This is a genomic window from Vibrio sp. 10N.286.48.F5, from assembly GCF_041469785.1.
GTDB lineage: Bacteria > Pseudomonadota > Gammaproteobacteria > Enterobacterales > Vibrionaceae > Vibrio > Vibrio crassostreae_C.
Genome location: NZ_JBFRLG010000019.1, coordinates 63949 through 87152 on the forward strand (window position 1 = coordinate 63949; position 23204 = coordinate 87152).

The following is a 23204-nucleotide window of genomic DNA, read 5'->3' on the forward strand; positions in this document are numbered from 1 at the left end:
ATGATTGTTAAAACTATTGCGGGTGTCGGTAAGCGTACACTTGCGAGCTGTGAGTCATTTGGTCGAGCAAGCCTGATGTTATTTGGGGCTTTGTTTGGCATCCCGCGACTAAAAAACTTCCCCTTATTAGTAAAACAACTTTATAGCGTTGGCGTTCAGTCATTGGCTATTATTTTAGTTTCGGGTCTGTTTATCGGCATGGTGCTCAGCCTGCAGGGCTATGTCGTGTTAATTGACTACGGCGCTGAGGGAAACCTTGGTCAAATGGTCGCGCTTTCACTGTTGCGTGAGTTGGGGCCTGTGGTGACTGCGTTATTATTTGCAGGTCGAGCCGGTTCAGCACTCACGGCAGAGATTGGGTTAATGAAGGCAACAGAGCAGATCTCAAGCCTTGAGATGATGGCCGTTGACCCTCTTAAACGCATTATTGCACCACGTCTTTGGGCCGGGCTTATCTCAATGCCATTGCTTGCTATGATTTTTATGGCGGTAGGTATTTGGGGCGGTCAACTGGTTGGTGTTGATTGGAAAGGCATTGATCACGGCAGTTTCTGGTCTGCGATGCAGTCTTCAGTAGAACTTGGCCGAGATATTGGTAACAGCATGATCAAATGCATGGTCTTCGCTATCACCGTAACTTGGATCGCACTTTTCAATGGTTATGACGCAGTACCGACTTCAGAAGGTATCAGTCAGGCAACCACACGCACTGTAGTGCACTCTTCTCTAGCGGTACTAGGGCTAGATTTTGTTCTTACCGCATTGATGTTTGGGAATTAATCATGCAACAAACTCGAAAATTAGAATTATGGGTCGGCACCTTTGTTATTGCCGGAATTTGCGCAATCTTAATCATGATCTTTCAAGTCGCTGACGTAAAAGGCATAGGTTCGAACCATACTTACAATCTAAAAGCGACCTTTGACAACATTGGCAGCCTAAAAGTTCGTTCTCCAGTGAAAGTGGGTGGCGTCGTTGTTGGACGAGTTAAAAGCATTGAGCTTGATACCGAGAGCTACCTTCCTGTCGTTGAACTGTCTATTGACGGGAAGTACTCACAATTTCCAGATACCTCTAGTGCTCAAATTTTAACATCTGGCTTAATTGGTGAGCAGTACATTAGTCTGGTTCCAGGCTTCATTTTTGATGATGAAGAGATGTTGGTCGATGGTGATTCAATTGAAGACACTAAGTCAGCATTGGTACTAGAAGATTTGATTGGCCAAGTGCTGTATAGCGTTGGTGGGTCTAATGACAGCGAAGCTAAGGAATAAGATAATGTTGAAAACTATTAGTTATTTAAAAGCTATTGGTTACTTGAAATCAATGTTTATGGCGGCAATGGCGTTGCTTATTTCTACCCAAGCCTTTGCTGCAGAATCGATTGACCGTACTCAGCCTTACCAGATGATGACTCAAGTTGCCGAAGTGGCATTTGAGCGTTTGAAGAGTGAACAAGACAACATCCACCAAGATCCAGAGTTATTGAAGGTCATCGTGGAAGAAGAGTTGATGCCTTATGTGAATGCACAATATGCAGCTCTTAAGTTACTTGGACCAAACTTGAAAGGCGCGGATAGAAAAGACGTGGGCGTGTTTATCGATTCATTCCGTAAATACCTTGTTTCTTCTTATGCCCAAGTGCTGACTCAATACACAGATCAGACGATTGAATTTGGTCCAGAACCAAAAATCAAAGCGGATAGCCGCATTACCAGTATCAAGGTCGACATCATCGATACGCCGCGACCAAACATTAAGCTTGAATTTAAGCTTCGCAAAGACAAGAAATCTGGCGAGTGGAAAGCATTTGATATGGTTGCCGAAGGTATTAGCTTGTTGTCGAGCAAGCAATCGGAGTGGAATACTAAGATTCGTCAAGAAGGCATCTTACAAGTTGCAGACGAACTAGAGAAATTAGCCGCACAACCGATTCGTTTTGAGAGTAACAAATAATGAGCCATTCTCAATGGCAAGCACTAAGCTCTAAAGAGTATCAACTGTTCGGTGATTTAGACCGAGACAGTGTCCCTGCAATCTGGCGTATATTGGAAAAGTGGCAAACGACGGAATCGAGCGTTGAAATTGACCTTAGCCATATAAATCGAGTCGATTCAGCAGGAATGGTGATGCTAATTCACTTATTAGAGCATGCAAAAAATCAAAACTGTCATATAATGCTCAGTTTCGTGCCAGAACAATTACGAACGTTGTTCCAATTGAGCAATATCCAGCCAATGATGGCAGAACACATAAAAAATTAGGCAGGAGCTATTTGTGGACAGCACAAAAGTACAAGAATTATTAGCAGAAGCACTGAACCTTCAGGAAATTTTCGTGAAAGGGGAAGGCAGTCATTACGAAGTTGTTGCGGTTGATCCATGTTTTGACGGCATGAATCGAGTTAAGAAGCAGCAACTAATCTACGGCCCACTAATGGAATACATTCAACGCAATGACATCCATGCTCTTTCTATTAAGGCTTTCACGCCGGAAGAGTGGGAACGTGATAAGAAACTGATGTCACTTTAAGGTTTATGATGGAAAAGTTTCGAGTTATTGGATCGGATAAGCCGCTAAGCGGTGAAGTGACGATCTCAGGCGCAAAAAATGCAGCGCTACCTATCTTATTTGCTTCAATTCTTGCTGAAGAGCCAGTGGAAGTAAGTAACGTTCCTCACCTACGTGACATCGATACTACGATGGAACTGCTTAAGCGTTTAGGCGCAAAAGTATCGCGTAATGGTAGTGTTCATGTTGATGGCAGCGAAATTAATGAATTTTGTGCGCCTTACGATTTAGTGAAAACAATGCGTGCTTCTATCTGGGCTTTAGGTCCTCTAGTCGCTCGTTTTGGTGAAGGCCAAGTGTCACTTCCAGGCGGTTGTGCAATTGGTGCTCGACCTGTTGATCTGCATATCCACGGTCTAGAGCAACTAGGTGCGACCATTAAGTTGGAAGATGGTTATGTGAAAGCAAGTGTTGATGGCCGTCTGAAAGGCGCGCACATCGTGATGGATAAAGTAAGTGTGGGTGCCACCATTACTATCATGTGTGCAGCAACGCTAGCGGAAGGAACAACAGTACTCGATAACTCAGCGCGTGAGCCTGAGATTGTTGATACGGCTGACTTCCTAAACAAACTGGGTGCTAAAATTTCTGGCGCAGGTACAGATACGATTACTATCGAAGGCGTTGAACGTCTTGGTGGTGGCCAACACTCTGTGGTTGCTGACCGTATTGAAACAGGTACTTTCCTGGTTGCTGCTGCTGTTTCTGGCGGTAAAGTGGTTTGTCGCAACACCAACGCTCATCTTCTTGAAGCTGCCTTAGCGAAGCTTGAAGAAGCGGGTGCGAAGGTTGAAACGGGCGAAGACTGGATCAGTCTTGATATGACGGGTCGTGAACTGAAAGCGGTGAAAATCGTAACGGCACCTCACCCTGGTTTCCCAACCGACATGCAAGCACAGTTTACTCTGCTTAACATGATGGCGAAGGGCAGTGGTGTTATCACTGAGACTATCTTTGAAAACCGTTTTATGCACATTCCTGAGTTACAGCGAATGGGTGCAAAAGCGGAAATCGAAGGTAACACGGCTATCTGTGGTGAAACGGAAAAACTGAGCGGCGCTCAAGTAATGGCAACGGACCTTCGCGCATCTGCGAGCCTTGTTATTGCTGGCTGTATTGCTCAAGGTGAAACCATCGTTGACCGTATTTATCACATCGATCGTGGCTACGATAAGATTGAAGATAAATTGTCAGCCTTAGGCGCAAACATTACACGATTTAGTGAGTCGAACTAACCTAGGTTAGTGGATTCATGAATCAGTAAGATGAAAACATAAAAGTCGGAACCTTGGTTTCGGCTTTTTTATAGTTGTATTTACCGCGAGTAAATCTATTGCTCATTTTTGCGCGAATAGATGAATCAACTTGGCGGTCGGTGAGGAACAAAATGATAGCAATATTACGTATTTTCGCAGTGGCGATATTTGCGATTCTTATGTTTGTATTTGGTTGTGGTTACTGCCTATTAAGTCCACGCAACCCGAAACACGTATTTACCTTTGGCCGTTATTTCGGCCGCATGTCGAAGATCTTCGGCATGAAGTTAGAGCTTCGCATCCCAGAAGATGCCTACTCTCGCGGCCAACATGTTTATGTGGCGAACCACCAAAACAGCTGGGATCTATTCACGATTTCATCAGCGGTAACGCCAAAAGTGGTAACTGTTGGTAAGAAAAGCCTAGTGTGGATGCCTCTATTTGGTCAGCTTTACTGGTTGACGGGTAACATCCTAATTGACCGTGCTAACCGTAGCAAAGCGGTAGGTACGATTGATCAGGTCGTGACGAGTCTAAAAGAGAGCGATGTTTCAGTTTGGATGTTCCCTGAAGGCACTCGTTCTCGTGGCCGTGGTCTGCTGCCATTCAAAACAGGTGCATTCCATGCTGCGATTGGTGCTGGCTTGCCTATCATCCCTATCGTGTGTAGCTCAACCGGTGGCGTGAAGCTAAACCGTTGGAACAATGGTCACGTGATTGTTGAAATGCTGCCACCAATCAGCACTGAAGGCTACGACAAGTCTAATGTTCGTGAACTGGCTAACCTAGCTCGTGAGCAGATGGCTGCGAAACTTGAAGAGTTAGACAAAGAAGTGGTTGAGCTTAATAAAAAGTAATTATCTAAGCGAAACGATGAACAATAAAAAAGGTTGCCAACGGGGCAACCTTTTTTGTATCTAATAAACACTCAGCATTACGCTAAGTCGTTTATCCGAAGGTGTTTAATCTAGAGATTAAAAGCTATTTGCGAACCGCAATAGCTTCGATCTCGATACCTACATCTTTTGGTAGACGAGCTACTTCAACACATGAACGTGCAGGGTAGTTTGCAACGCCGTGCTCATCGAAGAATTTGCCGTAAACCTCGTTTACTGTGCCGAAGTCGTTTAGGTCTTTAACGAATACCGTTAGTTTTACGATGTCTTTTACAGTCAGGCCTGAAGCTTCAACAACCGCTTGAACGTTGTCTAGAGATTGGCGAGCTTGCTCTGCGATATCAGCAGATACTTCACCAGTTGCTGGATTTACTGGGATTTGACCAGAAGTCAGTACCATGTTGCCAAGGTCAACGCCTTGTACGTATGGGCCGATTGCAGCTGGAGCAGATTCTGTGTGAAGTACTTTAGTCATTGGTTTATTCCATCAGTTATTAGATAAAAATCAATTTTCAGTGTGCCTTCAAACTTTGGATAGGTAAAGCGCAAAATACCCCGCACAGGCGAGGTATTTGATAGTTTTTACATTCGGTCTGCTTTGCCGTATGACGTTATCTTTCTGTTACGATCTCGCGAGAGAAAACTTTTTCGCAATACTTACACTTCAATCGAATATCTTCTTTCTTTTCAAAGATCTTAAAGCTACTTTCAACCGGTTCATTGTGAGTAATACAGTTGGTGTTTGGACACTCGAACACATCGTTGATTTGCTCAGGAAGTTCTAGTGGTAGTTTCTTAACCACTTCGTAATCTTCGATTTGATTCACTGTTGCGTGAGGCGCATAAAGTGCCAGCTTGCTCGCCTGTTCTTCTGTGATAAACACATTCTCAATCTTGAGCAGGTCTTTTCCGCCTAGTGCAGAAGACGGTAGATTCAGGCCAATCGTCACGCGCTGATGAGAATTGTGCATGTCGAACAGTTTTAGAACCTTGATCCCGATATTGGCTGGGATATGGTCGATAACAGTACCGTTTCTGATTGCTTCAACTTTTAATTGAGTCTCTTTAGACATTATATCTCTCCTCTACAGCGTTTCGTTAAGAACAAGGGCTAGCAATGCTTCACGGGCGTAAACACCATTCTCTGCTTGCTGGAAGTAGTAAGCGTAAGGTGTTTTATCGACATCGACAGTAATTTCATCAACGCGAGGAAGAGGGTGCAGAACCTTCAGGTTATCGCGTGCATTTTCCAGCATCGAAGCGGTCAGGATGTATGCGGATTTTATGTGCGCGTATTCTGACTCATCGAAGCGCTCTTTTTGAACTCGAGTCATGTACAAGACATCGAGCTCAGGAATCACATCTTCCATGTCCGTCAATAGTTGGTACTTGATGCCCGCTTCATCAAGCTCTTCGCAAATGTAGTCTGGCATCGCTAGAGCTTCTGGAGCCACGAAGTAGAAACAGATGTTGTCGAACTTCGCTAGTGCTTGAGTCAATGAGTGAACCGTACGGCCGTACTTAAGGTCACCAACGAATGCAACGTTTAGGTTGTCGAGGCGGCCTTGTGTCTCAGCGATAGAGAATAGGTCTAGTAACGTTTGTGTTGGGTGTTGGTTTGCGCCGTCACCTGCGTTAATAACAGGTACACCGTTTGAGAACTCAGAAGCCAGACGCGCTGCGCCTTCTTGAGGGTGACGCATCACGTAAGCGTCAACGTATGAAGAGATAACCTGTACCGAGTCCGCTAGCGTTTCGCCTTTCTTTGCCAAAGAAGTGTTACCACCACTGTCGAAACCAATCACATCACCACCGATGCGTTGAATCGCAGTTTCAAAAGAGAGACGAGTTCGCGTAGAAGGTTCGAAGAAGCAGCTGGCAACAACTTTGTTCTTGATGAGTTCTGGGTTTGGCTCAGCCTTTAGCTGACCTGCCGTTTGAACAATTAATTCTAGCTCTTCACGAGAAAGCTCTGGAATTGAGATGATGTGCTTTTGATAGAGCGAATTCGCCATGATCTTCTTCCCCACAATAATGTATTGGCCATAAAAAAGCCCCCCATAATGGGAGGCTTTAAAAAAGTGCTGAAAAGCAGAATAGACGGCCTGGTAAGCATCTTAGCTTACGAGCAATATTTGGTGTTTTCACAATATTACTATGTGTTTTCACAATATCATTATGTTTTATCACAACATTGCTTGGCGTCATTTTCACTACTCTCAGACAAATTGCCGAGAATTATACGCTTTCAATTTGTGAGCGCAAGCGATTACATCAAGCTTTTGTTTACTTTCATTATTGTCTATTGACCAAGCGTCGCGACCATCACCGCCTTGATGGTATGCATGCGATTCTCAGCTTCATCAAACACAATTGAGTAATCCGATTCAAAGACTTCATCAGTAACTTCTAAACCATTCATTCCATACTTATCTGCGACTTGCTGGCCGATCACGGTTTCATTGTTATGGAAAGCGGGTAGGCAGTGCATGAATTTCACTTGAGGATTGCCAGTGAGCTTAATGACATCCATATTCACTTGGTATGGTTTCATTACCGCTACACGTTCGTCCCAAGCTTCAGGGGCCTCGCCCATTGAAACCCAAACATCGGTATAAAGGAAATCACAGCCTTGAACACCTTCAGCAACGTCTTCTGTCAGCGTGATGTTGGCACCTGTGCTTTGCGCGATAGCTTGGCACTCTTCAACAAGCTGCTCTTCTGGCCAAAAGGCTTTTGGCGCGACAAGGCGAATATCCATGCCCATCTTCGCGGCTCCGACTAACAGAGAGTTACCCATGTTATTGCGTGCATCGCCTAGATAAGCAAAGCTGATTTGGTGTAGATGCTTCCCGCGGCCATGCTCAAGCATAGTGAGGAAATCAGCCAAGATCTGAGTAGGGTGGAACTCATCGGTTAAGCCATTCCAAACCGGCACGCCCGCATAAGCGCCTAAGTCTTCAACGATACTCTGACCAAAGCCACGATACTCGATGCCATCGTACATGCGTCCCAATACACGCGCCGTATCTTTCATTGATTCTTTTTGACCAATCTGAGAACCAGAAGGGCCAAGGTAAGAGACTTGAGCACCTTGATCAAAGGCGGCCACTTCAAACGCACATCGTGTTCGAGTTGATGCTTTCTCGAAGATCAAAGCAATGTTTTTGCCGTTGAGTTTCTTCTGCTCAGTGCCTGCATACTTAGCTTTTTTTAGGTCAGCAGACAGGTCGAGTAAAAACTGAATCTCTTTAGGAGTAAAGTCGAGAAGTTTTAGAAAGTTACGATTGCGAAGATTAAAGGCCATCTCTCGCTCCTTGCGTATATAGAATCAATGAAGAACTTAGTTAAACATAAAAATGCTATATTTGTGAATATTTATTTTATCAATTTGATAAAAAAGGCCAGTAAATGAATACTGGCCTAGATAAGACTATTGAGTCTGTTTAACTGAGCTCTTTGACTTAGATACCGTCTCTTTCGATAGGGCAACTCATACAGCGAGCGCCACCTCGGCCACGACCTAGCTCATTGCCCGGAATCGTCAGAACTTCGATACCTGCTTTGTCGTATTTCTCATTGGTGTAAACATTACGTTCATAACCAATCACGGTACCTGGTTTCACTGTCAGTACGTTGTTTGCGTCATTCCACTGTTCACGCTCAGCTTCGTAGTTATCACCGCCGGTTGTGATGATCTTCAGTTGATCAAGGCCTAGCGCGCCTTCAATCGCTGACAGGTAGTTTTCAGCTTTCTCGACACGCATTTCGCCATTTTCTTTTGGCGTTAAGCGCCAAGTGTCTAGGTCTTTACGCACGATCTCTGGATAGACAGAGAACGTGTCGATATCCATGTGTGTCATCACCGTATCAAGGTGCATACAAGAGCGGTGTTTTGGTAGATCGATCGCAATCACTTCGCTCGCTTGGCCTGATCTAAATAGGCTAGCCGCTAGGTTTTCGACACCTTGTGGTTTCGTACGCTCTGAAATACCAACCAGTACCGCACCTTTACCGATAACCAGTACGTCACCGCCTTCAATGTTAGCGTTGTCGTAGTGAAGGTCTTCGTCACCAAAGTACTTAATGAAATCTTGGCCTGCGAACACTGGGTGCCAGCGGTAGATAGCACGCAGGTGGTTCGTTTCACGTTGACGTGCAGGCTTCATCATTGGGTTAAGCGATACACCACCGTAAACCCAGCAAGAAGTATCTCGCGTAAATAGGTGGTTAGGCAGTGGCTCGATAACGAAATCGAGTGGTCGATGCATTTTAGGCAGCATCGATGATGATTTGATAGGAAGCTCAGAGTAGGCCAAGCCACCGAGTAAGATCGTTGCTAGATGCTCATTATCCATTTGAGCAAGGTAGTTTCTTAAGTCACGGGCGAAAGTCGGCCCATAACGGAAATCTGAGATTTGAGTATTCAGCAACCACTCACGAGCCTGAGATACGGCAAGCGTTTCTACTAGCAGGTCATGCAGCAGTAGTACTTCTACGTCTTGGCTGCGCAGCGTTTCTGCAAAGGCATCATGTTCTTCACCAGCGGCTTCAACGGCAAGTACATCATCAAATAGAAGCTCATGACAGTTTGAAGGGGTGAGGTGGGTGAGTGCTCTTTCAGGTCTATTTAGGAGAACTCGTCTCAATTGACCGACTTCGGAGCCAACGTACAGCTTACTCATTTTGCATCCTTACTATTAATCCAGCGTCTATTTATGACAAGCTTGTCCGTAATATGCAAGTTTTGTAGATTGAGTTAATACAAGGTATTTGGGTAATAATTGGTCATAAAACCTGTGATTTTTAAGTTTATACAGATTAAATTCCAACTAACTGGCTATCGAACGGAACAACGTTTTTGAGGATCTATGCTCAATTCGTGGCTTGTTAAAATTGAATTTTGCTTATTAATCGTGATTTTTTATTCACTATTATGCACTTTTTGATAACAAGCTGAGGATTTATGCACCCCAAAAGCGGTTTAGCGTATGCACCTAACGTGACTAATCACGCAAGTTTTATTCAATAAGCCCTAAAGTGGCCACAAAAACGAAATGCTAAAATACGGCGTAGTTAATAAAATGTTGAAAATTTGTTTCTGTGATTTTGATTTCACTTTTGAATTGATATTGGCGCTGCGATCTCGCGATAAACTTACCTTTCTAGGCCTGATCTGGGTGGCTTTTCTGGACGAACCGTGCCATATTTCGTGGCAATCAAATTTGATCTTTTCATAGTCAACACTCTGGAGCAGACACATGTCTCACGAAGATGAATATCTATCAGTAGCGGAATTAATTGAATTTCAAAAGGAAGAGACTCGCGACATCATTACAGCATTAATTGAAGATGGTAGCGATCCTGAAGCTCTATACGATATCGAGCATCACCTATTTGCTGAAGATTTCGATGTGCTTGAGAAAGCGGTTGTTGAAGCATTCAAAATGGGCTTTGAAGTGCTTGAAGCTGAAGAGACAGAAGACGAAGATGGCAATAAGCTACTTTGTTGTGATGCAACGATGCAATGCACTCTGAATGCAGAAGCGATTGATGAGCAAGTTGAGAAGCTTGTAAACCTTGCAGAGAAGTTTGACATTATCTACGACGGCTGGGGCACTTACTACGAAGGTGAAGATGCTATCTACCCAGACGAAGATGATGAAGGCGAAGAGTAATTCTTTCCCAATTTTAAAAAATGCCAGCCTCGAGCTGGCATTTTTTTACCCTCAGAAAAATAAATGTCTTTATATGCATTCATTCATTATAATGCGTCAAAATTGATCTAGCTCAAGGAATGATATGCGGTTGCTTCTCGATGGTCTTTGGCAAATTTCGCCACTGACGGATCTCTCTATCCCACAAGATGACATCACCTTTCCGGCTCCGTTAAGCTCAAAGCTCCCTGATAGCTTGAGTGAAAGTCAAATTGCAGAGCAAGAGTGGCACCTGATGCACGACATCGAAGTGGATGACGCTATGTTAGCGTGTCCATTTGTTGAGTTAGTGATGGCTGGAGTCGATTATTTTGCTGAAGTTCGACTTAATGGTGTGGCTGTTTTTGATTGTGATGGTAGCCAAGCTGAATACCGTAAAGATATCCGTCCTTATATGCAGTCCGGCCGAAACCGTTTCGAGATCCTTTTCCTTGAAGAAGAGGAGAGCCTATTGCTTGAAGAAGACATGGATGACTCTGTATCTTCACAGGCTATCGCTAAATCTGATTCACGCATCGGGATTTGGCAAGCGCCATACCTGCAGTTCGTTCGAAACGTCAAGCTAGAGCAAGTTGTCACAGAGCAGATCTGGCACCACGGTGGTGGCTGTGAGTTTAAAGTGGATGTTATCTATCAAACGCTAAAGGCGGGGTTAGTATCGGCATCCATCAAGTTTAATGGTATGACTCTCGTGATGCCGATTGATGTACGCGCTGAACATACTGGCGTCGTGTTCCAGGTCGAAGCTCCTATCATTTTTGATATTGAGAATCCTAACCCCAAGTATCTATACCCATTAGAAGTGGTACTTGATGGGCAAGGAGAGAGTTCTTTTGTTGCCTTGAACCCAACTTCTTGCGTCAGTAACTTTCTACGTTAACTCCGTATATTTTAGCGTTATCTTCTTTCGCTATAGCGGCGCATTCTGCTTATAACGACTTGGCCATGACAACCTCACAAGCGTCGTGGCCTGTTTCTCCCCAAGCTGACTCAAGATGCTCAAACCCAAGCTTCTCATAGAGTTTGACCGCAGCACCCAAGCACTTCGTCGTTTCTAAATACATGTGTTGATACCCAAGTTGCTTGGCTTGCTTTAAGCTCAAAGCGACAATTCGCTTGGCTAGGCCATGCCCTCGAGTTTGCGGTAAGAAGTACATCTTTTGTAGCTCACACACATTGGGTTTACCTGCTAGAGGGGCAAAGCCACCGCCTCCGACGATCTTTCCGTTGTGTTCGATAACCCAGTACATTGCATTCGCTTGGCTATAGACAGAGTACATATCATCGAGTGTTGGGTCGGCTACGCCATAACCTTTATCTTCTGTGAGTCCATGCTCAGCCGAAACTTGGCGAATGATTTGTGCGATGCTTGGGTTGTCTTGCGGTGTAATGGGTCTAAGGGTGAACTCAGCAATTTGTTCCATGATCTGCCTATGAAAGGGTCACTAATATGTGACCCAATATATGGTGACTAAGCATGTTGGTGCAAACAGAATTGTTGTTGTGCCATTTGGTCGCCTGATTTACGTAACCAGACTTTCTCGTGGAAGTAGTAAGCAACGGTATTTAAAGTTGGCTCTAGCAAAGCCATCACGCCGCCTATGAAAGCATCTCCAGTCAACAAGTAGACAACGGTAAAGGCAACACTAAAGTGGATGGTAGCAAAGCTTGCTGTTTTTAATTTGGTCATCCACTGGCGAGCTTTAAGAGCTGGAACTTGAGCCCACGCCTTTTCATGAAAATAGAAGGCAACAGTATTCACAGAGGGCTCAATCATAGCGATTAAGCTACCAATTAAGATGTCGCCTGTTAGTACATAAGCGACACTAAATGCGATAGTAAAATGTAATGCAGCAAAGGTTAGTGTCTTTTTCATGATAATTACTCAGTCGTTGTGTTGTTTTGATAGGTCTATTATTGAGAATTATTATCATTAAGTATAATGGGAAGTAGAGATTAATTTGATAGATGAAACCTATCAATCAGTGCGGCTAGAGTGAGAAGCATTGGAATATTGGAATCAGGGACATAAAAAAAGGCTGGTCACCAAGACCAACCTTTCTATTTAGACAGAGAAGTTTGAAGCCTTCTCGTTCACTCGGTTTTAAAGCGCAGCGATTGTCGCTTTTTGCTCTTCAAGCTTAACAAGAGTTTCCTTGTAGCCTTCAAGCTTTTCACGCTCTTTCGCGATAACTGCTTCTGGTGCTTTAGCAACGAAACCTTCGTTACCTAGCTTACCTTCGATACGTTTAATCTCGCCGTGAGTCTTAGCGACTTCTTTATCTAGACGAGCAAGCTCTGCATCTTTGTCGATAAGACCCGCCATTGGGATCATCAACTCAGATTTGCCAACCAGTTTAGTTGCACAAGCAGGAGTCTCTTCACCATCAGCTAGAACTTTAATATCGTCTAGCTTAGCTAGAGAAGTAAGAACGATCTTGTTCGCTTCGATACGAGCGGCATCTTTCTCATCAGCAACCTTGATCATTACTTCTAAGCCTTGGCTTGGTGCAATGTCGTATTCCGCACGTAGGTTACGGATAGCAGTGATGAAAGTCTTAACCCATTCGATGTCGTCAACGATCTCAGCATTGAAGTTAGCTTCATTAAACTGAGGAAGCGCTTGAGTCATGATTGTCTCGCCTTCAACGCCGTCTACTAGCGGCTTAACGCTCTGCCAGATAGATTCAGTGATGTAAGGAAGAACAGGGTGAGCAAGACGCAGAGTCTTCTCAAGAACCGTGATAAGCGTGTAACGAGTCGCTTGTTGTTGAGCTTCAGTACCTTTCCAAAGAACAGGTTTAGTTAGCTCTAAATACCAGTCACAGAATTGGTTCCAGATGAATTCGTAAAGCGTGTTTGCTGCCATGTCTAGACGGTAGTTGTCTAGGTGAGCATTAAACTCTTTCGCTGCAACTTCAAACTGAGACTCAATCCACTTATCGGCTAGAGAGAATTCCATGTTTGCACGGTCTTCTACAGACAGTGACATGCCACAGTCGTGCTCTTCTGTGTTCATCAGTACGTAACGGCTTGCGTTCCATAGCTTGTTACAGAAGTTACGGTAACCTTCAAGACGCTTCATGTCCCAGTTGATGTCACGGCCAGTTGAAGCCATAGCAGCAAGAGTGAAACGCAGTGCGTCAGTACCGTAGGGTTCGATACCGTTTTCGAATGTTTTACGTGTGTTCTTTTCGATCTTAGCAGCCAGTTTAGGTTGCATCATGTTGCCACAACGCTTCTCTACTAGCTCTTCAAGGCCGATGCCGTCAATCATGTCGATTGGGTCAAGTACGTTACCTTTCGACTTAGACATCTTATCGCCGTTTTCATCACGGATAAGACCTGTCATGTAAACAGTTTTGAAAGGTACTTGAGCCTTGCCATCTTCGTCTTTCACGAAGTGCATGGTCATCATGATCATACGAGCAACCCAGAAGAAGATAATATCAAAACCAGATACTAGTACTTCAGATGGGTGGAATGTTTTCAGTGCTTCAGTATCTTCAGGCCAGCCTTGTGTGCCGAACGTCCAAAGTGCAGAAGAGAACCAAGTATCCAGTACGTCGTCGTCTTGCTTAAGCACAACAACAGGCGCTAGGTTGTTCTTTTCACGAACTTCTTCTTCAGTGCGACCTACGTAAACTTTACCATCGTTGTCGTACCATGCTGGGATACGGTGGCCCCACCAAAGTTGACGAGAGATACACCAGTCTTGCACGTCACGCATCCACGCGAAGTACATGTTTTCGTACTGCTTAGGTACGAATTGGATTTGACCATCTTCAACCGCTTTAACTGCAGGTTCTGCAAGAGGTGCTGTGCGCACGTACCATTGGTCAGTCAGCATTGGTTCGATAACCACGCCACCACGGTCGCCGTAAGGGACAGTCAGGTCGTGATCTTTGATCTCTTCAAGAAGACCAAGCTCATCGAATTCAGCAACGATAGCTTTACGTGCAGCAAAACGCTCCATGCCTTGGTACTTAGCAGGGATATCTGTTGAGTAAACATCGCTTTCTTCGCCGTTCGTAGTGAAGACTTCAGCAGCATCACGGATATCAGCGTTGAACGTTAGGATGTTGATCATCGGTAGGTTGTTGCGCTTACCCACTTCGTAATCGTTAAAGTCATGAGCTGGAGTGATCTTCACACAACCCGTGCCTTTTTCCATGTCTGCGTGCTCATCGCCTACGATAGGGATAAGACGGTTTACAACAGGAAGTAGGATTTCTTTGCCGATAAGATCTTTGTAACGAGGATCTTCTGGGTTAACAGCAACACCAGTATCGCCAAGCATGGTTTCTGGACGCGTAGTCGCAACAACGATGTAGTCTTTACCATCAGCCGTTTTAACACCGTTCGCTAGCGGGTAGCGGAAGTGCCACATGAAACCTTTTTTGTCTTTGTTTTCAACTTCAAGATCCGAGATCGCAGTGTGCAGTTTAGGATCCCAGTTTACTAGACGCTTACCACGGTAGATTAGGTCTTCTTCGTAAAGACGAACAAACACTTCTTGAGTCGCAGCTGATAGGCCGTCATCCATAGTGAATCGCTCACGATCCCAATCTACAGATGCACCAAGACGACGAAGTTGTTGAGTGATCGTGCCACCTGATTCGCCTTTCCATTCCCAGATCTTGTCGATGAAAGCTTCACGGCCGTAGTCGTGTTTTGTTTTGCCTTCTTCAGCAGCAATCTTACGCTCAACAACCATTTGAGTTGCGATACCAGCGTGGTCAGTACCCACTTGCCAAAGCGTGTTTTTGCCTTTCATACGTTGAGCACGGATAAGCGTATCCATGATCGTATCTTGGAACGCGTGACCCATGTGTAGGCTGCCAGTGACGTTCGGTGGCGGGATCATGATGCTGTAAGCTTCTTTTGATGTGTCACCGTGTGGCTTAAAGTAGCCTTTCTCTTCCCAAGTCTTATACAGAGCTTGTTCGATTGATGTTGGGTTGTATGTCTTTTCCATAGTGCTCTTAAACGGATACTGTGAATGGTTAATCGTGGTCAAACTTCATAAGTGAAGCTTCTTGAATCTAAATCCAAAGATAGCTTTAACTATGAGGTTTGACTATGGATGTTGAATCTCGATAGTTTGTAGCTGATATCTAGCTTGACGGTAAATTTTATACCTTTCTCGAGCGAGTTGCTTAGCTTTTTCTTCGCAAGGGACGAAGTCTATCACCTGAGCAAAGGCGTTCGCAAAGGTTGTATGATTATCGGCCAGATTAATTACTAGCTGACGATTCCAATTATGTTTTACGCCTTGATAGCCAATTTCGATGTTGGTTGAATACTTCGGGCCTTCGCCAACCAAGTTGTGCGCAATAAAATCACAGGGTTCGACTTGCCAGAAAACTTCAGCAATACGCTCGGCATGCTCTTTGTCATTACAGTTGAGATAAAGTTTAGCGCCTTGTTTTGCAAAGTGCTGAGCAAGAAACAGCACATAGTGAGCAAAACCATCTTCGCTGGCTTGCGGGCTGTCTGAAGGCACAATGTAAAATGTAGCAGTCTGCATACTTAATACTCGAACTGAAAATCGTGGATATCAATGTTACTTGGTTAACAGGGTCTAACAAATAGCGCTTATTAAAAAAGGGCCCGTAGGCCCTTTTTATTATTTTGAAGATTGCTCTTCAGTCTCTTGGCCGCTGCGGTTCAATAAGAATTGGACTAGCATTGAGACAGGACGACCTGTCGAGCCTTTCGCTGCGCCTGACTTCCAAGCTGTACCAGCACTGTCGATGTGTGCCCAGTGGTACTTCTTAGTGAATTTAGACAGGAAACAACCAGCAGTGATTGTGCCGCCAGGACGGCCACCGATGTTCGCCATATCAGCGAATGGGCTGTTTAGCTGCTCATGGTACTCGTCTGCCATTGGTAGACGCCATGCACGGTCACTTGCTTGCTCTGAAGCATTAACAAGTTCGTGAGAAAGTGGGTTGTGGTTCGATAGAACGCCACTGATGTGGTGACCTAGAGCGATAACACATGCGCCAGTTAGCGTAGCAACATCGACAACACAGTCAGGTTCAAAACGCTCAACGTAAGTTAGAGCATCACATAGAACCAAGCGACCTTCAGCATCAGTGTTGAGTACTTCAACCGTTTGGCCTGACATTGTCGTTAGGATATCACCTGGACGGTAAGCATTGCTGCCCGGCATGTTTTCACAACCGGCTAGGATACCAACCACGTTAATAGGCAGGTTCAGCTTAGCCAGTGCTTTCATTGTACCGAATACAGACGCCGCACCACACATGTCGTACTTCATCTCATCCATGCCTTCACCAGGCTTAAGCGAGATACCGCCTGAATCGAAAGTCAGACCTTTACCTACTAATACAATCGGCTTCGCATCTGGATCCGGAGCGCCTTTGTATTCCATGATAGACATCATCGATTCATTTTTAGAGCCACGGCCAACTGCTAGGTATGATGTCATACCCAGTTTTTCCATCTCTTCTTCGCCAATGATCTTAGTCTTCACTGTCTCGTAATCGTCGGCTAAACGACGAGCTTGAGAAGCAAGGTAAGCAGGGTTTGCGATGTTTGGTGGCATGTTGCCTAGATCTTTAGACGCTTTTACACCTGAAGCAATAGCAAGGCCGTGAGAGATTGCTTTCTCACCCAGGCTCAATTCGCGACGTGTTGGTACATTGAATACCAATTTACGTAGTGGGCGACGAGTCTCTGGCTTGTTGCTCTTGAATTGGTCAAATGTGTAAAGACCATCTTTAGTCGCTTCTACCGCTTGGCGAACTTTCCAATAAGTGTCGCGACCTTTAACGTGAAGTTCTGTAAGGAAACATACAGCTTCCATAGAACCTGTTTCGTTTAGTGTACTGATGGTTTTTTGGATAATTTCTTTGTATTGACGCTCGCCTAGCTCACGTTCTTTACCACAGCCTACCAGTAGAACACGTTCTGAAAGTACACCAGGTACTTGATGCAGTAGTAGCATCTGGCCAGGTTTACCCTCTAGATCACCGCGACGAAGCAGTGAACTAATGTAGCCATCGCTAATCTTATCTAATTGCTCGGCGACTGGAGAAAGGCGGCGCGGTTCGAATACACCGACAACGATACATGCGCTGCGCTGTTTCTCTGGGCTGCCACTTTTTACACTGAACTCCATGCGTACTCCTACATCCTGAAGACAAATCGAACTAAATGTTAGATAATGGGTTCTTACTTGTTGGATCCTATAATGGAACTAACCTTAAAGAAGAACGCTAACACTTAGCTAAAAATTTAAAAAAATAAAAGGTTCAACGGGAAATTATAGTGATTCAATCAAAAAAACAAGTTTTGTATAGGTAATTTGAGCGTGATTATTGTTAGATATTTGATCCGCGAGACAATCAAGAGCCAATTTGCGATCTTTTTTGTTCTCTTTCTCGTGTTTCTCAGCCAAAAATTCATCAGTGTTTTAGCGGATGCCTCTGATGGTGATATCCCTGCGAGTCTTATATTGTCGATTGTTGGCTTAAATATGCCAGCGATGGGCCTATTGATGCTTCCACTCAGTATCTATATTGGTATTTTGCTTACTTTTGGCCGCCTTTACGCTGAAAGTGAAATAGTGGTCATGAACGCCACCGGTATCGGTAATAAATTCCTGATCCAATCTGCGCTTTACCTCGCTTTAATTACGGCATCTGTTGCAGCCTTTAACTCATTTTGGTTATCTCCTTGGTCACAAGACAAAGTTGAACAAATGTATGAAGAAGTAGCTGCAGAGAACAGCGTTGATTTGCTACCAAAAGGTAAGTTTGAAGGTACGCCGGATGGCTCTTCTGTCGTGTTTATTGATGATATCGACGGTAATAAGTTAGAAAACGTGTTCGTAGCTCAAATGCGTCCGCGTGATTCTGTACTGCCAAGTGTGATGTTCTCGAAGTCAGGTGATGTAAAAGAGCTCAGTGATGGTCGCCAAGTGATCGTAATGTACGATGGTACTCGTCATGAAGGCATTCCGACTCGCCTCGACTACAGGGTGACGCACTTTGAAGAATACGAAGGCCTGATTGGTCAGCGTGAAGTTGAGAAGAAAGGTCGAGACTGGGAAGCGATCCCTACGCTTGAACTGATTGGTAACTCAAATAATAGTGCGAAAGCAGAGTTGCAGTGGCGTATTTCTTTGGTACTTTGTATTCCATTGTTGACCATGCTTGTCGTGCCACTGTCTGCGGTAAACCCTCGACAAGGTCGTTTTGCGAAAATCGGCCCAGCAATACTGATTTATCTCACCTATTTCTTAGCAATCAGTGCAACCAAGTCTTCAATCGAAGAGGGGAGCATTCCTGCGGTAATCGGCATGTGGCCAATCAATGCGTTATTGTTATTTGTCGCGATTGGTGCCAACTTTATGGATAGCGTGCCAGTAAGGCGTTTGAAAGAAAAATTCAAGAATAAGAGGTTGGCTTAAGCCGTGTTTAAGATTCTCGATTTATATATAGGCAGAACCATCATCGCAACGACGTCACTGGTATTGGTGACGTTTGTTGGTCTCTCTGGGATCATCAAATATGTAGAACAGCTAAGAAAAGTTGGCCGTGGTACATACGATCTATTACAAGCGCTGTATTTCGTTTTATTGAGTATCCCTCGTGATATCGAAATGTTCTTTCCAATGGCTGCATTGCTTGGCGCATTGATAGGGCTTGGTATGCTTGCTGCAAGTTCTGAGCTTGTCGTTATGCAGGCAGCTGGTTTCTCTAAGTTAGATATCGGCCTATCAGTACTTAAAACAGCTATTCCACTGATGATCGTGGTGACATTGCTTGGTCAATGGGGAGCACCGCAAGCGCAGAAAATGGCTCGTGATTTAAGAACTATCTCGATTGCTGGTGGTAATATTATTTCGACGCAAAGTGGTGTCTGGGCTCGTGATGCCAATGACTTCATCTTCATTGTCAAAATCGATGACCAGAAGCTATATGGAATGAACATGTGGCGCTTTGATGAAAACAAGGCACTTAAAACCGCTATTTATTCTGACGAAGTTGATTACGTTGGAGACAACGTGTGGACGATGAAGGATGTAGAGATCACGTCTTTTGAAAACGAACTTCAAATTACTAAAGAAAGTTTACCGACTTACTCTTGGGAAACGTCATTAGCTCCAGATAAGTTGGCGATAGTAACGGTTAAACCAGAAGAGCTATCGTTAAGTGGGTTGTATGATTATGTTTCTTATCTGAAGGCGTCAGAGCAAGATGCATCACGCTATGAATTGGCGCTGTGGAGAAAGATAACCCAGCCAATTTCGATCGCGGTTATGATGTTGATGGCACTGTCGTTTATCTTTGGTCCTTTGCGTAGTGTGACCATGGGTGCGAGGATTTTGTCAGGTGTTATTGCTGGCTTTACCTTCTATATATCCAGTGAGTTCTTTGGCCCAGTGAGTTTGGTTTATCAAATACCACCCGCCTTTGGCGCAATAGCCCCGAGCGTGGTGTTCCTTGGAATTGCCATCATGCTCTTGAGGCGGAAACTGTAAATAGTAAAAAGGAAGGCATAACGCCTTCCTTTTTTGATCTTGATTGGAGCTAACTTAAATCACATTATCGTGCTTGTGGTAACACAACGACTTCGGTCTTTGCCCAGATATCGTGAAAGCCACGCTTTTTTGGATCGAATGGAACACATAGGTTTGCCAGTCCAAAACCTGAAGTACCTAAACGAATCAGCGCCTGAGTTACTGTGAGCGCTGAGCCATCTTTGTTTTGAACGCGCAGCTTCCAAGCTCTCATGCCGAGAGTTTGACCAGCTCTAGTCCAGAAGAACACGAAGAAATATACCCAAACGGCGACTAAGTAAAAGGTATATGCAGGGCTCCAAATCGGATGGTTGGTTAAGAAGTCACTAACATCGGCATAACCGCTGTGGTTAAAAATGCCGAGAGCCATGAGCGCGTGCAGTAGAGCGACAATGACGCCAGCCGCCAACATTTCAATAGCGATTACGATCAGAGCGTCGTAGAACAAGGCACCAAATCGGCGCATGACTCCTGCTGGTGGCAGAGTGTTTGTTGATGTCATGTGTTATTACTTCTTTAAAAATTGAGGCGTCAGAATATAGTTTAAGGCTTAGCCTGAAAAGAGACATGACGCACAGCTTATGACTTAGTGGCGAAATTATCGGCAAACACACATGAATTCAAGTTTTTATACTTGCCACATCAGTTCGCATACGTATAATGCCAAACATCGAAAGGGCAATGCCCCAAGATAATGCCGGTATGGTGAAATTGGTATACACGACGGATTCAAAATCCGTTGCCTTCGGGCGTGGCGGTTCAAGTCCGCCTACCGGTACCATATTTAAATGATAAAGCCTCGACGAAAGTCGGGGCTTTGTTGTATCTGGGATATAGGAAGCGTTGCCTTCGCGGTGGCGGCAGGAATGCCTGTCCAATCAGTCCGCCTACCGGTACCAAACATAGAAAGGTCGCTTTTATAGCGACCTTTCGTCGTTTTAGGTTTAGGTAAATTTGAAATCCAGCGTGTCGCTGCAGTTGCGCTTCAATCAGACAGATCTTGATGTTTCATTCCTAAATCCCATAATTTCCCTTCGGTATTCGATCTGATAATGAATTAATTATCTTAAATCATGATGTTACCTGTCATTCTCTCTTCTATTGTCTATGTTTAAAGGACTAACAGAGGAGAGAAATATGCTGACAGTAACCCCTTACTTATTTTTTGATGGTCGTTGTAGTGAAGCGTTGGATTTCTATCACAAGTGCTTTGGTGGTGTGGTTTTATCTAAGCAACTTTTTAGTGATGCACCACAGGTAATAGAGGGAGCTCAACCTGATTGGGTTATGCATGCTGAGTTCGAAGCGTTTGGTATGAAGCTGATGATGTCTGATGGTGTTAAGGCAAAAGAACTCGAAGGCAACAATCTTGCTCTCTCTCTTGTGACTGAAGATACCGCGACTCAAGAGCAGATCTTTGAAAAGCTTAAGAAGGGAGGGCGGATAATGACTCCACTCGCAGATACGTTTTGGGGGGCTCGATTTGGCAAAGTAGAAGATAAATTCGGTATACGCTGGATGGTGCACTGCGACTCTTTAAGTTGAGCCTGTGAAATTGGATAGTGAAATTGCTGCTTGGTTTTATTAGAATTATAGATAGAGATTATTGATCAATATTATATATAAAAATGGGCAGCATAAAGATAACCGTAGATCGCATTCAGCCCGGTCTGCATATACGACTCCCCGTAAAATGGAATGAACACCCATTTTTATTCAACAGCTTTAAAATCAAAGATGACGCTCAAGTAAAAGTAATTCGACATCTTGGGATTAAGCACGTCTATATAAACCTGAGTCAAAGTGATACCTCACCTTTACCTGTTAATCACGTAGGTGAACAAGAAGTCGATATTGATTCACAGGTAAGTCTTGAAACGGAAAGAATGTGGAAAGAAAAGCATGAGCGTATCGAAACCCTTAGCTCTTACCGCCGTAGGGTAAGCCATTGCGAGAAAGAGTTTGAACGCTCGCTTGCTCGAATGCGATCTGTGATGACCAAGATCCGTAACAGACCTTTAGATGCGGTGGGGGAGGTTAAGGCTCTTGTTGATGATATCGTTGAGACCCTAGTGAGCGATGATAACGTCACCTTGCATCTTATGAATGCTAAAGCGGATTTCGAAGACCTCTACTTTCATACACTGAACGTTTCGGTTGTTGCACTGATGATAGGTAAAGCTAAAGGCTACGATACGCAGCAATTGAAAGCTCTCTCTTTCGCGGCAATGTTCCATGATATAGGCAAGATCAAAATACCAGCTGCGATATTAAGAAAGCAGAGTGCACTAACGGTGCCAGAAGAGAACTACCTGAAGCTTCATACTAAATACGGCGCGGATATTGTCTCGGCAATTGATGATTTTCCTGAAAGTGCTAAAAAGGTAATCGTTCAACATCATGAGATGAATGATGGTTCTGGTTACCCCGAGGGCTTAAAAGAACATGAGATTGATGAGTTTGCCAAGATAGTCGCTGTGGCTAATGCATTTGATAACCTTTGCCATGGTAAAACGCAATCTCAACAAATGATCCCGTATTTGGCACTGTCCCATCTATATAAGAGCTGCAAGCATCTATATAGCCAAGATAACTTGGGGCTGTTGGTTAAGTTCATGGGAGTCTACCCACCAGGAACCGTAGTACAACTTTCAAATGATTCGATTGGGATTGTGATATCCGTTAACGCTAAACATATGCTTTATCCAAATGTACTTATCTATGATCCTAGCGTGCCAAGAACCCAAGCTCCGATCATTGATCTCTTTATTAAAGAGATCAAAATCGTTAATGCCGTTCATCCAAGCAAATTACCTGAACAAGTTCGAGAGTATCTAAACCCTAGGGCTCGTTTATCTTACTTTTTTGATAGTGGAGAGTAGTTATCCACAGGTCGTTGTGGGTAATTTGTTCGAAACTTGGGGTGAAAGTGGTATAAATAAGCCCTTGGTTGAAATATCTTCGCTTAACCTCTTTTTTCAATAAAAAACGCATTTATTGCTTGCCAATATGAGCGGCATCTCTATAATGCCGCCTCACTGACACGGCAGACGCCACAAGGCTTCAGCGCAGAATGTTAGTAAGGCAACTAGCTTTAAGCGATGATTCGCTTCTACTTTTAGAAAGTAGGAATTAATTCCAAATAAGTGTTTGACACTGAGAATTAAATCGCTAGAATGGCCGCCTCCTCCGAAGTGATGTAAGTCAC

Annotated in this window: 24 protein-coding genes and 1 tRNA gene; 14 read left to right on the top strand and 11 right to left on the bottom strand. The window is 44.3% G+C overall.

Annotation, left to right across the window (positions count from 1 at the left end; translation table 11 throughout):
• From mlaE to AB4185_RS12865, 7 genes are all read left to right on the top strand, one after another.
• Positions 1–780: a lipid asymmetry maintenance ABC transporter permease subunit MlaE gene (gene mlaE, locus AB4185_RS12835; protein WP_017058920.1), complete on the top strand. Its 780-nt coding sequence runs from the start codon at positions 1–3 to the stop codon at positions 778–780.
• Between the two features lie 2 nt (positions 781–782).
• Positions 783–1274, top strand: a complete 492-nt coding sequence (gene mlaD, locus AB4185_RS12840) for an outer membrane lipid asymmetry maintenance protein MlaD (protein WP_017058921.1) — start codon at positions 783–785, stop codon at positions 1272–1274.
• Between the two features lie 52 nt (positions 1275–1326).
• Positions 1327–1956: a phospholipid-binding protein MlaC gene (locus tag AB4185_RS12845; RefSeq protein WP_120459707.1), complete on the top strand. Its 630-nt coding sequence runs from the start codon at positions 1327–1329 to the stop codon at positions 1954–1956.
• Positions 1956–2264: a lipid asymmetry maintenance protein MlaB gene (locus AB4185_RS12850; protein WP_017058923.1), complete on the top strand. Its 309-nt coding sequence runs from the start codon at positions 1956–1958 to the stop codon at positions 2262–2264. The genes AB4185_RS12845 and AB4185_RS12850 overlap by 1 nt, the downstream gene beginning before the upstream one ends.
• Before the next feature lie 13 nt (positions 2265–2277).
• Positions 2278–2532 (top strand): BolA family iron metabolism protein IbaG, encoded by a 255-nt coding sequence (gene ibaG / locus AB4185_RS12855; RefSeq protein WP_017058924.1) that lies wholly within the window; start codon positions 2278–2280, stop codon positions 2530–2532.
• An 8-nt stretch (positions 2533–2540) separates the two neighbouring features.
• The gene (gene murA, locus AB4185_RS12860; RefSeq protein ID WP_017058925.1) at positions 2541–3806 is read left to right on the top strand and encodes a UDP-N-acetylglucosamine 1-carboxyvinyltransferase; all 1266 of its coding nucleotides are present in this window, start codon (positions 2541–2543) and stop codon (positions 3804–3806) included.
• Between the two features lie 152 nt (positions 3807–3958).
• Entirely contained in the window at positions 3959–4684 is a 726-nt protein-coding gene (locus AB4185_RS12865; protein WP_017058926.1) for a 1-acylglycerol-3-phosphate O-acyltransferase, read from the top strand.
• Between the two features lie 124 nt (positions 4685–4808).
• On the opposite strand, the gene AB4185_RS12870 is transcribed toward AB4185_RS12865, so the two are convergent.
• The 5 genes from AB4185_RS12870 to arcA all read right to left on the bottom strand — a co-directional run bounded on the left by AB4185_RS12870 (position 4809) and on the right by arcA (position 9408).
• Complete coding sequence (locus AB4185_RS12870) at positions 4809–5198, bottom strand: RidA family protein (protein ID WP_004735319.1); 390 nt, start codon at positions 5196–5198, stop codon at positions 4809–4811.
• Positions 5199–5334: 136 nt separating this feature from the next.
• Positions 5335–5796, bottom strand: coding sequence for an aspartate carbamoyltransferase regulatory subunit (gene pyrI / locus AB4185_RS12875; RefSeq protein WP_017058927.1), 462 nt, complete (start codon positions 5794–5796; stop codon positions 5335–5337).
• A 12-nt stretch (positions 5797–5808) separates the two neighbouring features.
• Positions 5809–6738, bottom strand: a complete 930-nt coding sequence (gene pyrB, locus AB4185_RS12880) for an aspartate carbamoyltransferase (protein WP_012604860.1) — start codon at positions 6736–6738, stop codon at positions 5809–5811.
• Between the two features lie 287 nt (positions 6739–7025).
• Positions 7026–8030 (bottom strand): ornithine carbamoyltransferase, encoded by a 1005-nt coding sequence (locus tag AB4185_RS12885; protein ID WP_017066667.1) that lies wholly within the window; start codon positions 8028–8030, stop codon positions 7026–7028.
• A gap of 157 nt (positions 8031–8187) precedes the next feature.
• On the bottom strand, positions 8188–9408 hold the full coding sequence (gene arcA / locus AB4185_RS12890; protein ID WP_017063739.1) for an arginine deiminase: 1221 nt from the start codon (positions 9406–9408) through the stop codon (positions 8188–8190).
• A gap of 576 nt (positions 9409–9984) precedes the next feature.
• Between arcA and rraB the strand changes: the two genes are divergently transcribed.
• Together rraB and AB4185_RS12900 are read left to right on the top strand one after the other, a co-directional pair.
• Positions 9985–10401, top strand: a complete 417-nt coding sequence (gene rraB / locus AB4185_RS12895; protein WP_017058930.1) for a ribonuclease E inhibitor RraB — start codon at positions 9985–9987, stop codon at positions 10399–10401.
• Positions 10402–10525: 124 nt separating this feature from the next.
• Positions 10526–11320, top strand: a complete 795-nt coding sequence (locus AB4185_RS12900) for a glycosyl hydrolase 2 galactose-binding domain-containing protein (protein WP_372135519.1) — start codon at positions 10526–10528, stop codon at positions 11318–11320.
• A 49-nt stretch (positions 11321–11369) separates the two neighbouring features.
• Here the strand turns inward: AB4185_RS12900 and AB4185_RS12905 are convergent, their stop codons facing one another.
• From AB4185_RS12905 to pepA, 5 genes are all read right to left on the bottom strand, one after another.
• Positions 11370–11864, bottom strand: a complete 495-nt coding sequence (locus AB4185_RS12905; protein WP_017066666.1) for a GNAT family N-acetyltransferase — start codon at positions 11862–11864, stop codon at positions 11370–11372.
• Between the two features lie 47 nt (positions 11865–11911).
• On the bottom strand, positions 11912–12316 hold the full coding sequence (locus AB4185_RS12910) for a DUF2061 domain-containing protein (RefSeq protein ID WP_017058933.1): 405 nt from the start codon (positions 12314–12316) through the stop codon (positions 11912–11914).
• A gap of 228 nt (positions 12317–12544) precedes the next feature.
• A complete protein-coding gene (locus AB4185_RS12915; RefSeq protein WP_372135520.1) occupies positions 12545–15418 on the bottom strand; it encodes a valine--tRNA ligase in 2874 nt (957 codons plus the stop codon).
• Positions 15419–15520: 102 nt separating this feature from the next.
• Positions 15521–15970 (bottom strand): DNA polymerase III subunit chi, encoded by a 450-nt coding sequence (locus AB4185_RS12920; protein ID WP_017066664.1) that lies wholly within the window; start codon positions 15968–15970, stop codon positions 15521–15523.
• Positions 15971–16069: 99 nt separating this feature from the next.
• Entirely contained in the window at positions 16070–17590 is a 1521-nt protein-coding gene (gene pepA, locus AB4185_RS12925; protein WP_017058936.1) for a leucyl aminopeptidase, read from the bottom strand.
• A gap of 192 nt (positions 17591–17782) precedes the next feature.
• Between pepA and lptF the strand changes: the two genes are divergently transcribed.
• Both lptF and lptG read left to right on the top strand, forming a co-directional pair.
• Positions 17783–18883 (top strand): LPS export ABC transporter permease LptF, encoded by a 1101-nt coding sequence (gene lptF / locus AB4185_RS12930; RefSeq protein WP_017058937.1) that lies wholly within the window; start codon positions 17783–17785, stop codon positions 18881–18883.
• Between the two features lie 3 nt (positions 18884–18886).
• Positions 18887–19957, top strand: a complete 1071-nt coding sequence (lptG, locus tag AB4185_RS12935) for an LPS export ABC transporter permease LptG (protein WP_017058938.1) — start codon at positions 18887–18889, stop codon at positions 19955–19957.
• A 64-nt stretch (positions 19958–20021) separates the two neighbouring features.
• Here lptG and AB4185_RS12940 read toward each other — a convergent pair whose 3' ends face one another.
• Positions 20022–20498 carry an RDD family protein gene (locus tag AB4185_RS12940; RefSeq protein ID WP_372135521.1) on the bottom strand — a complete coding sequence of 159 codons (477 nt, stop codon included), beginning with the start codon at positions 20496–20498 and terminating at the stop codon, positions 20022–20024.
• Positions 20499–20692: 194 nt separating this feature from the next.
• Here AB4185_RS12940 and AB4185_RS12945 point away from each other — a divergent pair.
• The 3 genes from AB4185_RS12945 (at position 20693) to AB4185_RS12955 (ending at position 22878) form a co-directional block, all read left to right on the top strand.
• Positions 20693–20777, top strand: a tRNA-Leu gene (locus AB4185_RS12945).
• Between the two features lie 356 nt (positions 20778–21133).
• A complete protein-coding gene (locus AB4185_RS12950) occupies positions 21134–21541 on the top strand; it encodes a VOC family protein (RefSeq protein WP_048605864.1) in 408 nt (135 codons plus the stop codon).
• Between the two features lie 83 nt (positions 21542–21624).
• Entirely contained in the window at positions 21625–22878 is a 1254-nt protein-coding gene (locus tag AB4185_RS12955) for an HD-GYP domain-containing protein (RefSeq protein ID WP_137001849.1), read from the top strand.
• Positions 22879–23204 lie beyond the last annotated feature (326 nt).